Annotated in this window: 15 protein-coding genes; 7 read left to right on the plus strand and 8 right to left on the minus strand. The window is 72.9% G+C overall.

Annotation, left to right across the window (positions count from 1 at the left end):
- Positions 1 to 133: 133 nt before the first annotated feature.
- Positions 134 to 373: a hypothetical protein gene (locus ACIRRU_RS10870; protein WP_363202886.1), complete on the minus strand. Its 240-nt coding sequence runs from the start codon at positions 371 to 373 to the stop codon at positions 134 to 136.
- A gap of 1 nt (position 374) precedes the next feature.
- Positions 375 to 1,256, minus strand: coding sequence for a mycothiol conjugate amidase Mca (gene mca, locus ACIRRU_RS10875; RefSeq protein ID WP_363202887.1), 882 nt, complete (start codon positions 1,254 to 1,256; stop codon positions 375 to 377).
- A 184-nt stretch (positions 1,257 to 1,440) separates the two neighbouring features.
- Between mca and ACIRRU_RS10880 the strand changes: the two genes are divergently transcribed.
- On the plus strand, positions 1,441 to 1,857 hold the full coding sequence (locus ACIRRU_RS10880) for a DUF4307 domain-containing protein (RefSeq protein WP_403678750.1): 417 nt from the start codon (positions 1,441 to 1,443) through the stop codon (positions 1,855 to 1,857).
- 237 nt (positions 1,858 to 2,094) lie between these two features.
- Positions 2,095 to 2,592 (plus strand): transcription elongation factor GreA, encoded by a 498-nt coding sequence (gene greA, locus ACIRRU_RS10885; protein WP_363202888.1) that lies wholly within the window; start codon positions 2,095 to 2,097, stop codon positions 2,590 to 2,592.
- A gap of 81 nt (positions 2,593 to 2,673) precedes the next feature.
- Here the strand turns inward: greA and ACIRRU_RS10890 are convergent, their stop codons facing one another.
- From ACIRRU_RS10890 to ilvA, 3 genes are all read right to left on the minus strand, one after another.
- Complete coding sequence (locus ACIRRU_RS10890; RefSeq protein ID WP_403678642.1) at positions 2,674 to 3,540, minus strand: ABC transporter permease; 867 nt, start codon at positions 3,538 to 3,540, stop codon at positions 2,674 to 2,676.
- On the minus strand, positions 3,537 to 4,520 hold the full coding sequence (locus tag ACIRRU_RS10895) for an ATP-binding cassette domain-containing protein (protein WP_403678643.1): 984 nt from the start codon (positions 4,518 to 4,520) through the stop codon (positions 3,537 to 3,539). The genes ACIRRU_RS10890 and ACIRRU_RS10895 overlap by 4 nt, the downstream gene beginning before the upstream one ends.
- 268 nt (positions 4,521 to 4,788) lie before the next feature.
- Entirely contained in the window at positions 4,789 to 6,018 is a 1,230-nt protein-coding gene (gene ilvA / locus ACIRRU_RS10900; RefSeq protein WP_403678644.1) for a threonine ammonia-lyase, read from the minus strand.
- 157 nt (positions 6,019 to 6,175) lie between these two features.
- Between ilvA and ACIRRU_RS10905 the strand changes: the two genes are divergently transcribed.
- From ACIRRU_RS10905 to ACIRRU_RS10915, 3 genes are all read left to right on the plus strand, one after another.
- Complete coding sequence (locus ACIRRU_RS10905; protein ID WP_403678646.1) at positions 6,176 to 6,706, plus strand: MarR family winged helix-turn-helix transcriptional regulator; 531 nt, start codon at positions 6,176 to 6,178, stop codon at positions 6,704 to 6,706.
- A gap of 84 nt (positions 6,707 to 6,790) precedes the next feature.
- Entirely contained in the window at positions 6,791 to 7,282 is a 492-nt protein-coding gene (locus tag ACIRRU_RS10910; protein WP_403678648.1) for a sigma factor-like helix-turn-helix DNA-binding protein, read from the plus strand.
- Positions 7,283 to 7,332: 50 nt separating this feature from the next.
- The gene (locus ACIRRU_RS10915) at positions 7,333 to 7,545 is read left to right on the plus strand and encodes a hypothetical protein (RefSeq protein WP_403678752.1); all 213 of its coding nucleotides are present in this window, start codon (positions 7,333 to 7,335) and stop codon (positions 7,543 to 7,545) included.
- A 176-nt stretch (positions 7,546 to 7,721) separates the two neighbouring features.
- On the opposite strand, the gene ACIRRU_RS10920 is transcribed toward ACIRRU_RS10915, so the two are convergent.
- Positions 7,722 to 8,867 (minus strand): cystathionine gamma-synthase, encoded by a 1,146-nt coding sequence (locus ACIRRU_RS10920; RefSeq protein WP_363202894.1) that lies wholly within the window; start codon positions 8,865 to 8,867, stop codon positions 7,722 to 7,724.
- A 66-nt stretch (positions 8,868 to 8,933) separates the two neighbouring features.
- Between ACIRRU_RS10920 and ACIRRU_RS10925 the strand changes: the two genes are divergently transcribed.
- Positions 8,934 to 10,037 carry a hypothetical protein gene (locus ACIRRU_RS10925; protein WP_403678650.1) on the plus strand — a complete coding sequence of 368 codons (1,104 nt, stop codon included), beginning with the start codon at positions 8,934 to 8,936 and terminating at the stop codon, positions 10,035 to 10,037.
- 188 nt (positions 10,038 to 10,225) lie between these two features.
- Positions 10,226 to 10,891 carry a peptide-methionine (S)-S-oxide reductase MsrA gene (msrA, locus tag ACIRRU_RS10930; protein ID WP_403678652.1) on the plus strand — a complete coding sequence of 222 codons (666 nt, stop codon included), beginning with the start codon at positions 10,226 to 10,228 and terminating at the stop codon, positions 10,889 to 10,891.
- 94 nt (positions 10,892 to 10,985) lie between these two features.
- Here msrA and ACIRRU_RS10935 read toward each other — a convergent pair whose 3' ends face one another.
- Both ACIRRU_RS10935 and ACIRRU_RS10940 read right to left on the minus strand, forming a co-directional pair.
- Positions 10,986 to 12,359: a PIN-like domain-containing protein gene (locus tag ACIRRU_RS10935; protein WP_403678653.1), complete on the minus strand. Its 1,374-nt coding sequence runs from the start codon at positions 12,357 to 12,359 to the stop codon at positions 10,986 to 10,988.
- 141 nt (positions 12,360 to 12,500) lie between these two features.
- Complete coding sequence (locus ACIRRU_RS10940; RefSeq protein ID WP_403678655.1) at positions 12,501 to 13,487, minus strand: NAD-dependent epimerase/dehydratase family protein; 987 nt, start codon at positions 13,485 to 13,487, stop codon at positions 12,501 to 12,503.
- Between the last annotated feature and the right edge of the window lie 17 nt (positions 13,488 to 13,504).

The raw sequence follows: 13,504 nt of genomic DNA on the forward strand, positions 1-13,504 counted from the left end.
ACGTCCGTACGGAAGCGAAGGACGTCCGTACGGAAGCGGGAGACGTCCGTACGGAAGCGGGGGGTCCGGCGGTGACGCCGGGCACCCCGCCCCTCCCGTAGGGCCGTCCGTCCGTGCGCGCGGGGCCGGTGCGCTACTTGCCGGGCGTGGCCGCCCGGTCCCCGGTGGTCGCGGGCTTCGCCGCGTCCGGGTCGGGGGCCTCCTCGAAGTTCACCCGGCCCATGTGGCGGTTCATCGACTTCATCAGCGCCCACACGCCGACGGCGAGCGCGGCGAAGACGAGGAAGCCGAGGACGCCGGGGGTGACCTTGTTCTTGTCGAGCTCTTCGGCGGCGAGCGGGACGAGGTGCGTCAGTGCCTGGGTCGCGTACATATCAGGCATTGTCGCGGATGCCCGCGAAGAGGTCGCTCTCGGGGAGGGAGGTATCGACCACGGACTTCGCCAGCTCGTACTCCTCGGTCGGCCAGACCTCGCGCTGGATCTCCATCGGGACCCGGAACCAGCCGCCCTCGGGGTCGATCTGGGTGGCGTGCGCGATCAGCGCCTTGTCGCGGATCTCGAAGAACTCGTCGCAGGGAACGTGCGTGGTCAGGGTGCGTTCGACGCGCTCGAACTCCTTCCACCGCTCCAGCCACTCGCCGTAGGGGGACTCCATGCCCCGGGCGAGCAGCGCCTCGTGCAGGGCTACGGTGCGCGGCCGGTTGAAGCCCTGGTTGTAGTAGAGCTTCTGCGGCTGCCAGAGGGGGCCGAACTCCTCCTCGGGGAACCTCTCCGCGTCGGCCGCGCCGTCGAACGCGATCATCGAGATCGTGTGCGTCATGATGTGGTCGGGGTGCGGGTAGCCCCCGTTCTCGTCGTACGTGGTGATGACCTGCGGGCGGAACGCGCGGATCTTCGCCACCAGGCGCCCGGCGGCCACCTCGGGGTCCTCCAGGGCGAAGCAGCCCTCGGGCAGCGGCGGCAGCGGGTCGCCCTCGGGCAGCCCGGAGTCGACGAAGCCGAGCCACTCCTGCTTCACGCCCAGGATCTCCCGGGCCTCGTCCATCTCCTTCTTGCGCACCTCGTGGATGTTCTTCTCGATGTACGCGTCGCCCTGGAGCTTCGGGTTGAGGATGGAGCCGCGCTCGCCGCCTGTGCAGGTCACGACCAGCACGTCCACCCCCTCGGACACGTACTTGGCCATGGTGGCCGCGCCCTTGCTCGACTCGTCGTCGGGGTGGGCGTGAACGGCCATCAGTCGCAGCTGCTCAGTCAAAGCTCGATCCTCAGTCATTCGGTCGCTCTGGTCGGTCCGGTGTCTGTCGAAGAAGGTCTCTGTCGACGAGGTGCCGGCCCGCGACGTCGGTATGGGGCGCGGTCGGGCGGCGGGCGGACGACTTCTATAGTGACTGACCGAGGGGCCGGAAAATTCCTCGATGCCCGACCCGAAGGGAACGATCATGACGGCGGTTCGCCAGACGACGCCCGAGGGGCGGTACGGCCGCACCGCGGACCAGCGTGCGGACCGCAAGCTGAAGATCGTCGGATCGATCCTGGGCGTGGCCCTGCTCGGCGTGGTCGGCTGGATCGGCTTCGACTACGTGGGCGGTCAGGGCATCAGCGGCGAGATGATCAAGTTCAAGGTCGTCTCCGACACCCGCGCCGACGTCCACCTGGAGGTCCGCAAGGACCGCGAGGGGCATGGTTACTGCGTGGTGCGGGCGCTGAGCGAGGACGGCGCCGAGGTGGGCCGCAAGGAGGTCCGCTTCGACGGGCCCGAGGAGCGGGTCGACGAGGTGTTCAGCGTCGTGACGCGGTCCCGGGCGACCGCCGTCGAGCCGATGGGGTGCACCGCCGACGACGGCCCGGCGAACTGATCCGGTCATACCGGCGCTGACCTGCGAAGACGCCCGGCCCGAGGGGCCACGTGGGCGTGGGGACCGTTACCTTCTCCCCCTTTTCCTGCGGAATTGTTAGGCTCGTGGTTTCGCCCACCCGCAGAGGCACATGCTTCAGGGTAGGGCGTTGCTTTGTCTTCCCGGCACTTCCCAGAACGTGCCGGCAGTCCAGTCAGCCGGCAATCCCAGCAATCCCAGTACCGACGAGGAGCACCTGTGACTCAGACCAGCGAAAACGTCACCTGGCTCACGCAGGAGGCGTACAACCAGCTCAAGGCCGAGCTGGAGCACCTGTCTGGTCCCGCGCGCACGGAGATCGCCGTCAAGATCGCGGCGGCCCGTGAGGAGGGTGACCTCCGGGAGAACGGCGGGTACCACGCGGCCAAGGAGGAGCAGGGCAAGATGGAGCTGCGGGTCCGCCAGCTGACCCAGCTCCTGGAGCACGCGAAGGTCGGCGAGGCACCGGCCGACGACGGTGTGGTCGAGCCCGGCATGGTCGTCACGATCGCCTTCGACGGCGACGAGGACGACACCACGACCTTCCTGCTCGCCTCCCGTGAGTACGCCAGTACGGAGATCGAGACGTACTCCCCGCAGTCCCCGCTCGGCATCGGCGTGAACGGCAAGCGGACCGGTGAGAACGCGGAGTACGAGCTGCCGAACGGCAGGACCGCCACGGTGAAGATCCTGGCGGCGAAGCCGTACACGGGCTGACGCCCGGCCCGTCACGACGTGACCACGCGGGGGCCCCGCCCTTCCTGAAGGGCGGGGCCCCCGCGTGTACGGATGGTCCGCTCAGCCGCTCGCCTTGCGGTACTTGCGCACCGCGAGGGTGCGGAAGACCAGGATGATCAGCACGGACCAGATGAGCGAGGCCCAGACGGGGTGCTCCATCGGCCAGGCTCCCGTCACGGACTTCGGTCCGCCGGGGATCGTGTTGCCGAACAGTTCGCGCGCGGCCTGGACCGTGGCGCTGAAGGGGTTCCACTCGGCCACGTACTGGAGGAACTTCGGCATCCCGTTGACGGGCACGAACGCGTTCGAGATGAACGTCAGCGGGAAGAGCCAGATCAGTCCGCCCGAGGTCGCCGCCTCCGGGGTGCGCACCGAGAGCCCGATCAGGGCGCCGATCCAGGTGAACGCGTAGCCGAGCAGCAGGAGCAGGGCGAAGCCCGCGAGCACCTTGCCGATGTTCTCGTGCGTGCGCCACCCGACGATCAGGGCGACGACCGCCAGTACGGCCAGCGTGATGGCCGTCTGGACCAGGTCCGCCAGCGTGCGGCCGGTGAGTACGGCGCCGCGGGCCATCGGCAGCGACCGGAACCGGTCGATGAGCCCCTTGTGCATGTCGTCGGCGATGCCCGCGCCCGCGCCGGCCGTGGCGAAGGTGACCGTCTGCGCGAAGATCCCGGCCATCAGGAACTCCGTGTAGGCCGCCTTGCTGACCCCGGCCCCCGGAATGCTGATCGAGCCGCCGAAGACGTAGGTGAACAGGACGACGAACATCACCGGCTGGATGACCCCGAAGAGGATCATCTCCGGAATCCTGGTCATCCGGATGAGGTTGCGCTTGGCGACGACGAGGGAGTCCCGGACGGACTGGACCACACCGCCGGCGGGGCGGGGGGCCAGCGCCGGGACGTCCTTGGCGGTGACGCTCACCGGGTGTCCTCCTTGTCGTCGTGGTCCTCGGCGCCGTCGGCCTCGGCCGCGTGGCCGGTGAGGGAGAGGAAGACGTCGTCCAGGGTGGGACGGCGCAGGGCGATGTCGTCGATCTCCACCCCTCGCGCGTCCAGTTCACGGATGATCTCGGCCAGCAGCTTCGCCCCGCCGCTCACCGGGACGGTGAGCTTGCGGGAGAGCTGGACGACGGTGACCTCGCCCTTGCCCAGGGAGGTCAGCACGGACCGGGCGGCCTCGATCTCGTCGGGGCGGTGCACGACGACCTCGACGCGCTCGCCGCCGGTGCGGGCCTTCAGCTCGTCGGAGGTGCCGCGGGCGATGACCTTGCCCCGGTCGATGACGCAGATGTCGTGGGCGAGGCGGTCGGCCTCCTCCAGGTACTGCGTGGTCAGCAGCAGCGTCGTACCGCCCGCGACCAGGTCCTCGATGACGTCCCACAGCTGCTGCCGGTTGCGCGGGTCGAGCCCGGTCGTCGGCTCGTCCATGAACATCACCGGCGGCGAGACGACCAGGGCGGCCGCGAGGTCCAGGCGGCGGCGCATCCCGCCGGAGTACGTCTTGGCGGTGCGGTCGGCGGCGTCGGCGAGGTTGAACCGCTCCAGCAGTTCCCCCGCGCGGGCCTTCGCGGCCCGGCCGCTCATCTGGTAGAGCTGCCCGACCATCTGGAGGTTCTCCCGGCCGGTCAGGTATTCGTCGACCGCGGCGAACTGCCCGGAGAGCCCGATCGAGCGCCGTACCTCGTTGGGCTTGGCCAGCACGTCGATCCCGGCCACCGACGCGCTGCCGCTGTCGGGGCGCAGGAGGGTGGTCAGGACCCGGACGGCGGTCGTCTTGCCCGCCCCGTTGGGGCCGAGCAGGCCGAGGACGGTGCCCTCGGGGACGTCGAGGTCGACGCCGTCCAGGGCTCGTACGTCGCCGAAGGACTTCACCAGTCCCTCGGCATGGATCGCACCTGGCATGAAAGGTTTCCCCCGTCGTTCGCGGATGGCTTCGCCGGTACGTGGCTTGATGAGGCGATCCTAGGATTCGCCGGGCTTCACCGCGCGGTGAATAAAGGTGAATGAACAGGGTGAATCAACCGGGTGAATCGACGACGGGACCGGAACGGCCGCTGCGGGCAGCCCCCGGAACGGCCGGGGGGAGCATGCCCCGGGGCGGCCGGCGGGAGGAGGCCCTGAGCCTCCGGTGGGAAGGGGCCCTGGTGGGCCGCCGGTGTGCGCCGGGCTCTCAGCCCATCACCCGGTAGCCCTCCGCCCGCAGCGCCGCCTCCACCTCCGCGCAGTGCTCCGGGCCCTTGGTCTCCAGATACAGGTCGACCTCCGCCTCGGTCAGCCCCAGCCGCGGGTCGGTGCGCACATGGCTGATGTCGAGGACGTTCGCGTCGGCCACCGTCAGCGCGGCGAGCAGCGCGGCCAGGGCGCCCGGACGGTCGGTGAGCCGCACCCGCAGGCTCAGGTAGCGGCCCGCCGCGGACATCCCGTGCCGCAGGACGCGCTGCATCAGCAGCGGGTCCACGTTGCCGCCCGACAGCAGGGCCACCACCGGGCCCCGGAACGCCCCCGGGTCGCTGAGCAGCGCGGCGACCGGGCTGGCCCCGGCCGGCTCGACGACCAGCTTGGCCCGCTCCAGGCAGAGCAGCAGGGCGCTGGACAGCTCGTCCTCGGTGACCGTGCGGACCTCGTCCACCAACTCCTCGACCAGCCCGTACGTCACGTCGCCGGGGCGGCCCACCTTGATCCCGTCGGCCATGGTGGCCGGGGCGTCGAGGGAGACGGGGTGCCCGGCGGCCAGCGAGGGCGGGTAGGCGGCGGCCCCCTCGGCCTGGACGCCGACGATCCGGACGTCGGGGCGCAGCGCCTTCACCGCGACGGCGATGCCCGCCGCGAGACCGCCGCCGCCGAGGCCGACGACGATGGTGCGGACCTCCGGGCACTGCTCCAGGATCTCCAGCCCGACGGTGCCCTGGCCCGCGATGATGTCGGGGTGGTCGAAGGGGTGGATGAAGACCGCACCGGTACGGTCCGCGTACTCCTGGGCGGCGGCGAGCGTCTCGTCGACGAACTGGCCGTGCAGCCGCACCTCGGCCCCGTACTCCCGGGTCGCGGCGACCTTCGGCAGGGGCGCGCCGACCGGCATGAAGACGGTGGAGCGCACGCCGAGGAGGGAGGAGGCGAGGGCGACGCCCTGGGCGTGGTTCCCGGCGCTGGCGGCGACCACCCCGGCCGCCCGCTCCACCGGGGTGAGGCCGGAGATCCGGATGTACGCGCCGCGCAGTTTGAAGGAGCCGGTGCGCTGGAGGTTCTCGCACTTGAGGTGGACCGGGGCGCCGACCAGCTCGCTGAGGTGGCGGCTGCCCTCCAGGGCGGTCACCCGTGCGACGCCGCTCAGCATTTTCTGCGCGCCCCGGACATCGTCGAGGATCAGGGCCGGGTGAGGGGCGGTCGCGCGGAAGCTCATGGCGGCAAGTCTCGCAGCTCGGACGGGGCGCGGCGGACGTGTCTCATGGGGCCTGCGGGGGTGTCCGCAGGTTTGTGCGGCACTGGTACGCGTTGCCCCGGGGCCGCGTACTCTGTCCCCCACCCATCCGACACCGCAATGAAGAGAGCCCCCGGCCATGCCCCCTCAGGACATGACGACTGCTGCGTCTCCTTCCGGGGGCGCCGTCCCCGAACACCCGGGCCCCGACCACCTGCTGGACTCGCTCCAGCACCAGGTGGCGGTCTTCGCCCGCCGCGCCGAACAGACCCGTCTCGGCGGTGTCGGCCAGGTCCGCAACTCCATGGACCGGGCGGCCTATCTGCTGCTGAACCGGCTGGACAAGGAAGGCCCGATGGGCGTCAAGGCGCTGGCGGCCGGGATGGGTATCGACTCCTCGACGGTGACCCGGCAGGTGGCCCCGCTCGTCGACACCGGCCTGGTCAAGCGGACCTCGCACCCGGAGGACGGCCGGGCCGTGGTGCTCCAGCTCTCGCCGCGCGGACAGGCCCGCCTCAACGAGGTGCGCGCCTCCCGGCGTGAGCTGATGTCGCAGGTCACGGACGGCTGGTCGCAGGACGAGCGGGACACCTTCTGCACCCTGCTGACCCGGTTCAACGCCTCGCTCGCGGCCCGGCAGGCCGCCTACCAGCCCCAGCAGTCCGACTGACGCCACCCGTAGGCCCGGAGTCCGGTGCCGCCGAGGCTGTCGAGACTCTTGACCCGGGCGGTGCGCCGGGGCTCGGATGAGGACATGAGCGAGCGGGCCGAGCACCGGGACCGGCTCCGCGCCCGGGAGTTCGAGGCCTTCGTGGCGGGCGCGGGCGGCCGTCTGCTGCACACCGCGACCCTGCTGACCGCCGAGCCCCCCGAGCCGCCGGGCGCGTACGCACGGGCCGAGCGGCTGCTGTGCGCGGCGCTGGCGCGCACGTACGCCGGCTGGAGCCGGGCGGGCGGCGGGGACCCCTACGACCTGGCCCGCCGGGAGCTGGCCCTGCGGTTCGCCCGGGAGGCCCGCCGCCACCGCCGCTCGCGCGGCGGGGTGCTGGGGCGGCTGACGCCCGTGGAGCGGCTGGTGCTGGTGCTGCGGGTGTACGAGGAGGTCGGCGAGGAGCAGACGGCGGCGCTGCTCGGGCTCCCGGCCGACCGGGTCCGCGCGGTGTGCGCCCGCTCGGTGGCGGCCCTGCGCTCACCCGGGTCGCGCGGTTCCGCCGGGCCGGTGGGCCCGCGGCGGAGGGCGTCGTGAACACCGACCGGCCGCCGCGGCCGGACTCCCGGACGGAGCAGGTGCGCCGGATGCTGGACGGCCCGCATCCGGCGCTGTCGCCGGACCTGGCGGCGCGGGCCGCCCGGCGGGGCGGGCGGCGGCTGCGGCTGCGCCGGGCGGTGCACCGTACGACGGGCTGGCTGCTGGCGGCGGCGCTCGCGGTGTTCCTGGTGTGGGCGGGGGCCGAACAACCGTGGGACCGGGAACCGGCCCGGGTGACGCCGCCGCTGGAGCGGTGGTGAGAGGCGGGAGCCTTGAGGGGCCGGGGCCTCGGCACGTGGGCCCGGCCCCGCCGGGTCGGGGGCCCGGTGGCGTCGGTCCGCGGCCGGACCGCGAGGGGCCGGGTGCCTTGAGCGGGCGGGCCCGGCCCCTCGCCGGTCGGCCGACAGACCGGCCGACCGGGCAGTCGGTCCGTCGGTCAGCCCAGGGCCTGGGTGAGGTCGGCGATCAGGTCGTCGGCGTTCTCGATGCCGACGGAGACGCGGACCAGGTCGGCGGGGACCTCCAGGAGGGAGCCCGCGACGGAGGCGTGCGTCATCCGTCCGGGGTGCTCGATCAGCGATTCCACCCCACCGAGTGACTCGCCCAGCGTGAACAGCTTCGCCCGGTCGCAGACCTCGACCGCCGCCTCCTCGCCGCCCGCGACGCGGAAGGAGACCATGCCGCCGAAGGCCTTCATCTGCTTGGCGGCGACCTCGTGGCCGGGGTGCTCGGGCAGTCCCGGGTAGAGGACGTGGGAGACCTTGGGGTGGCGGGTCAGCAGGTCGGCGACCTTGGTGGCGTTCTCGGTGTGCCGGTCCATGCGGACGGCCAGCGTCTTGATCCCGCGCAGCACCAGCCAGGCGTCGAAGGGACCGGCGACCGCGCCCATGGCGTTCTGGTGGTAGGCCAGCTCCTCGGCCAGCTCCGGGTCGTCGGTGACCAGCGCGCCGCCGACGACGTCGGAGTGGCCGCCCATGTACTTGGTGGTGGAGTGCACGACGACGTCCGCGCCGAGGGCCAGGGGCTGCTGGAGGTAGGGCGAGGCGAAGGTGTTGTCGACGACGAGGCGGGCCCCGGCCTGGCGGGCGACCTGGGCGACGGCGGCGATGTCGGTGATGCCGAGCAGCGGGTTGGACGGGGTCTCCACCCAGACCGCCTTGGTACGCGGGGTGAGCGCGGCCCGTACCGCCGTCACGTCCGAGGTGTCGGCGACCGAGAACTCCACGCCCCAGCGCGCGGCGACCTTCGCGAACAGCCGGAACGTGCCGCCGTAGGCGTCGTTCGGGATGACCACGTGGTCGCCGGGGGTCAGCAGCGTCCGCAGGAGGCAGTCCTCGGCGGCGAGACCGGAGGCGAAGGCGAGACCGCGGCGGCCGCCTTCCAGGGCCGCGAGGTTCTCCTCCAGGGCGGTCCGGGTGGGGTTGGCGCTGCGGCTGTACTCGTAGCCGCCGCGCAGCCCGCCCACACCGTCCTGCTTGTACGTGGACACCTGGTAGATGGGCGGGACCACGGCGCCGGTGAGGGGATCGGCGGTGTTGCCCGCGTGGATCGCGAGGGTCTCGAAGCTGTGCTGGTCGCTCATGGCCCCGAGCGTAGTTCGTCCCGAGGGCCCTTACCGGCCACTCGCGGCAGCGGGGACAATGGGGGCATGGAGATTCTGTTGTTCCTGCTCGCGATGTGCATGCTCGCCGCGGTGGTGCTCCCCTGGGCGATGCGCCGGCGCGGCGGTATCCGCCAGGTCGAACCGGGCTCGCCGGACGCCGCCGACCCCGACACCTACGGCTTCGCACGCCAGGAGGAGCTGGACGTCCGGATGCCCGGTCCCGACCAGGACCTCCTGGACGTGCTCGACGTCGTGCAGGCGACCCAGGAGTGGCGGGCCGCCTCCCAGCTGCTGGCCGGGACGCCGAAGGAGGGCGAGGTGCGCTGGCAGCGCGTCCAGGCCTTCGCGGGCGCGGCCTCGCTGGAGCTGGCGCGGCGGCCGGGCGAGGGCGGGGCGTGGCTGCGGAAGTGGCGCGCGGAGTCCCCGAAGGACGCGGGCGGTGCGGCGGTGCACGCGGAGTTCCTGGTGCAGCAGGCGTGGCGCTCCTCGTCGGCGGGGAGCGAGGACTTCCGGGTCATCCTGGAGGAGGCCCGTACGGTGAGCGGCGAGGCGGCCCTGCTGGCGCCCGGCGACCCCGTGCCGTACATCGTGGAGCTGGCGGTGGCCCGGGGGCTGGGCTACACCCCCGAGCAGTTCGACCAGCTGTGGGCGAAGATCATCGACCGGGCCCCGGCGCACATGGGCGCGCACATCGCGGCCCTGCACTTCCACTCCGAGCGGTGGCACGGCTCCCGCAAGGACGCCGACGCCTTCGCCACGGCGGCCGCCGCCCGCGCCCCGCAGGGCTCGCTGCTGGCGGCGCTGCCGCTGTTCGCGGTGTACGAGCACCTGCCGGAGGTCAACCTGGTGCAGGGCTTCTACCGCGGCCAGGTGGTGACGCGGGCGGTGGAGGGCGCGATGTTCGCGGTGCACGCGGCCCGCGAGGGCGATCCGATGCTCGCCCACGTCCGGCATCTGCTGGTGATGTTCCTGGTGCACATGGAGCGCTGGTCGGAGGCGATGCACCAGCTGGTCCGCGTCGACGGCCACGTCGGCGCCCTGCCCTGGACGGCGGAGGAGGACCCGGCCGCGCAGTACACGGTCTACCGGGCGCTGGCGGTGGCGGGCTACGAGGCGAACGGCGGCTCCCCGGCGACGCTGCCGCAGTGAGACGTCCCGCTCTCGCCCGGAATCCACGCGCGGGCGGCTTTGTTGTACGAGGCGAACCCGGACGTCGTCCGTGACGAACCCCGACGTTGTACGTGGCGAACCCCGACGTTGTACGTGGCGCCGCCAAGCAGACGAACCCCGACCCCCCGGTCGTACGCAGCGAACCCCGGCCCCCGGAGGAGCCCAGCATGTTCCTTAACCACCGCACCCCCGTGCTCCCCACCCCGGAGCAGGCCCTGCGCGGCCGCCCCGTGCCCGAGTTCACCGTCCCCTCCCGCCACACCGTCCTCGGCAACCCGCTGGTGGGGCCGTATCCGGAGGGCCTGGAGGTGGCGGACTTCGCGCTCGGCTGTTTCTGGGGCGCGGAGCGGAAGTTCTGGCAGACCGAGGGCGTCTGGACGACGCTCGTCGGCTACCAGGGCGGCTACACGGAGAACCCCACGTACGAGGAGGCCTGCTCGGGCCTGACCGGGCACACCGAGGCCGTGCGCGTGGTCTTCGACCCGGCGGTCGTCTCCTACGAGCAGCTGCTGAAGCTGTTCTGGGAGTCGCACAACCCGACCCAGGGCTTCCGCCAGGGCAACGACGTGGGCACCCAGTACCGCTCCGCGGTCTACACCCACTCCCCCGCCCAGGCGGCCGCCGCCGACGCCTCCCGCGAGGCCTACCAGAAGGTCCTGACGGCCTCGGGCCACCGGGAGATCACCACGGAGATCCTGCCCGCCGACGGCCGCCCGTTCTGGCCCGCGGAGGCGTACCACCAGCAGTACCTGGACAAGAACCCCGGCGGCTACTGCGGGATCGGCGGCACGGGCGTCTCCTGCCCGATCGGCGTGGCCCCGGCCGAGGGCTGACCGGGCCGCCCCGGCCGTCCGGGCCCCGGTCCGGCCGGGCCCAGGTCCGTCCAGGCCCCGGATGCGTCCGGGGCCTGATGCGTCCGGGGCGCCGCTAGGGCGCGGCGTTCCCGGCGGTGGCAGCGGTCTCCGCGGGCCCCGGGTCGTCGTCCTCGTACAGGTCGCGGATCAGCGGGACCACCTCGTCGGGGATGCGGAAGCCCTTCGCCCAGGACGGGTCGATGGCGTGCCCGTAGACGGTGGTGAGCAGGAACGGCTCCCGGCCGGTCAGCACCCCGAGCGACTGGAGGTCGCGGGAGAGGGTTCCGATCGGCTGGGTGAAGCCGCGGAGACTGCGGGTCGGTTCGTATCCGGCCAGGGCGTACACCGTCTCCCGGTCCACGAAGCCGCCGTTCGCCGCGGCGGCGACGATCGCCTTGACCCGGGAGGGGTAGCGCGACAGGAGCGTGTCCATGAAGAACTCCAGGGCCTCCGCGGTCCAGGCGCTGTCCTCCGCCGCCTCGCCGGCCGAGACCTCGCCCAGCTGCTCCAGGTCACGGACCGAGCCGTCGTCCACCTTCAGGTCGAGCAGCTCCTTGGCCCAGCGCAGCAGCTCCCCCGGGGTGACCATGTAGAGCTCCACCCCGGCGCGGTCCCGCATCTCCAGGAGGAGTTCCGCGCGGGGGCGGGGCGGGATGTCGTAGCCGCGGTGGGTCCACCAGTCCTTCTTGACGTCACCCGTGACGAGCAGGACGTCCTCCCCGCGGCGCCCGGCCTCCGCCATGAGCTGGGTCCACACGAGGTAGTCACCGGCGGCCAGTTCGGGTTCCTTGGTACGGAAGTCCTCGTATCCCGGCGGGATCTCCTCCTCGGCCCGCTCCTGGGCCTCCTTGACCGCCCGGTCGTGGGCGTCCAGCGACAGCGGCTCGCCGATCCGGCCGTGCAGCAGCGGCTCCAGGGCCTTGAGCACCGGGTCGGTGTGGGTGGTGGCGGTCTCCGTGAGCGCGTCGCTCTCCGCCTGCGCCTCGATGAACGTCTTCAGCCGCTCGGCGGCCCCGGTCAGCTCGGCCAGTTCCTCCGCGGTGCTCCGCCCGACGTCCTCGTCGTCCTTGAGCTGGACGGCGTTGACCCAGGTCGCCACCGCCGAACGGGCCGCGTCCACCGCCTTGTCGAGCGCGCGGCCCGCCTCCCTGGCCTTGGTCGCGTGGTGGTGGCGCACGGTCGGCGACTCGCGGTTGCGCCAGAACTCCGTGATCACCTGGTGCGGGATCCACAGGCGGTCACGGAGCTTGCCGAGGGCGGCGAGGGTGTCCCGGCGGGTGCTCTCGTTCGAACGGTAGAGATTGAGCAGGACGTTGGTGTCGAGCGCGATGAGGCCGGAGGCGAAGACCCGTTCGTAGTCGGAGCGCAGCGGGCTGCGGTGTGCCGCGTCGCAGTCGTAGATGCTCCGGCTCGGCGGCTGGCCGGGGACAGCGGGTGTGACAGTCATGGAACGGACCCCCCTACAGGTCGGAGCACGCGCCCGATACCCCCCGGGGCGTGCGTGGACCCGATTCTGGCAGGGCGCGTCCCCGCTCCGCAGGCGCTTCGCCCTCAGGGCGGCGGCGCACCGGGGCCGCGCCCGTCCCCTTCACCCCAGCTCCGCCAGCACCTCCTTCTCCCGCTCCGCGGACAGGCCGTCCGCCAGGGGCGGGGTGGTGCCCTCGGGCAGGGAGCGGCGCCAGGACCAGGTGTCGGCGACCGTGTCCTGGAGCGGGCGGCAGCGCAGGCCCGTGGCGAGGGCGCGGGTGACGTCGCCCGCGTGGATGGCCGCGTGGAGTTCGCTGCCGGGCGGGGCCCACAGGGGCAGGTCGCTCCAGCCTTCCAGGCCCGCCGCCGCGACGGCCTCCGGGGAGGTCCACCGCAGCTCGGCCGGGGAGCCGGTGGCCCTGACGCAGGCGTCCAGCAGGTCGCCCATCGTCGTCCGGTCCGGGGGGCCGACCAGGTTGTACGGGCCGTGCAGGCCCGTCGTCAGGGCGTCCAGGAGCCAGTCGGCGAGGTCGCGGGCGTCGACGTACTGGATGGGGGTGTCGCGCGGGCCGGGGGCCAGCACCCGGCCGCCCCGCGCCACGCGGTCCAGCCACCAGGTCAGGCGGCCGGGCGTCTCGTGCGGGCCGAGGATCAGGCCGGGGCGGACGAGCAGGGTGCGGTCCTCGCCGAACTCCCGGAGCACGGCCAGCTCGGAGCCCCGCTTGTCCGCCGCGAAGTCGCTCGCCGCGGCGTCCGGGTCCCCCTCGGCGAGCGGGCCGAACTCGTCCAGCCCCGCCGGGGCGGGCCAGGCGTACACGGAGCGGCTGGAGACGAACGCGTAGCGGCCGGTCCGGGCGGCGAGGAGGCGGGCCGCGTCGCGGACGACCGTGGGGGCGGCCGACCAGGTGTCGACGGCCGCGTCCCACTCGCCGGTGGCGAGGGCGGCCAGGCCGTCCGGGGCGGTGCGGTCGCCGTGCAGGGCCCGGACGCCGGGCGGGGGCGGGTGCTCGCCCCGGTGCAGGACGGTGACCTCCCAGCCCCGGTCGCGGGCGGCTTCGGCGACCGCGCGGCCCCCGAAGCCCGTTCCGCCGAGCAGCAGCAGCTTCACGGTGTTCGAGTTCCTCT

It is taken from the genome of Streptomyces sp. NPDC101181, assembly GCF_044767975.1.
Taxonomy (GTDB): Bacteria; Actinomycetota; Actinomycetes; order Streptomycetales; family Streptomycetaceae; genus Streptomyces.

Excerpts from the sequence above, each read along its gene's own strand:
- ACIRRU_RS10870 (WP_363202886.1), bottom strand. The coding sequence starts at position 373 with ATGTACGCGACCCAGGCACTGACGCACCTCGTCCCGCTCGCCGCCGAA.
- ACIRRU_RS10880 (WP_403678750.1), top strand. The coding sequence starts at position 1,441 with ATGACGGCGGTTCGCCAGACGACGCCCGAGGGGCGGTACGGCCGCACC.
- ACIRRU_RS10895 (WP_403678643.1), bottom strand. The coding sequence starts at position 4,520 with ATGCCAGGTGCGATCCATGCCGAGGGACTGGTGAAGTCCTTCGGCGAC.
- ilvA (WP_403678644.1), bottom strand. The coding sequence starts at position 6,018 with ATGAGCTTCCGCGCGACCGCCCCTCACCCGGCCCTGATCCTCGACGAT.
- ACIRRU_RS10905 (WP_403678646.1), top strand. The coding sequence starts at position 6,176 with ATGCCCCCTCAGGACATGACGACTGCTGCGTCTCCTTCCGGGGGCGCC.
- ACIRRU_RS10910 (WP_403678648.1), top strand. The coding sequence starts at position 6,791 with ATGAGCGAGCGGGCCGAGCACCGGGACCGGCTCCGCGCCCGGGAGTTC.
- ACIRRU_RS10915 (WP_403678752.1), top strand. The coding sequence starts at position 7,333 with ATGCTGGACGGCCCGCATCCGGCGCTGTCGCCGGACCTGGCGGCGCGG.
- ACIRRU_RS10920 (WP_363202894.1), bottom strand. The coding sequence starts at position 8,867 with ATGAGCGACCAGCACAGCTTCGAGACCCTCGCGATCCACGCGGGCAAC.
- ACIRRU_RS10925 (WP_403678650.1), top strand. The coding sequence starts at position 8,934 with ATGGAGATTCTGTTGTTCCTGCTCGCGATGTGCATGCTCGCCGCGGTG.
- msrA (WP_403678652.1), top strand. The coding sequence starts at position 10,226 with ATGTTCCTTAACCACCGCACCCCCGTGCTCCCCACCCCGGAGCAGGCC.
- ACIRRU_RS10935 (WP_403678653.1), bottom strand. The coding sequence starts at position 12,359 with ATGACTGTCACACCCGCTGTCCCCGGCCAGCCGCCGAGCCGGAGCATC.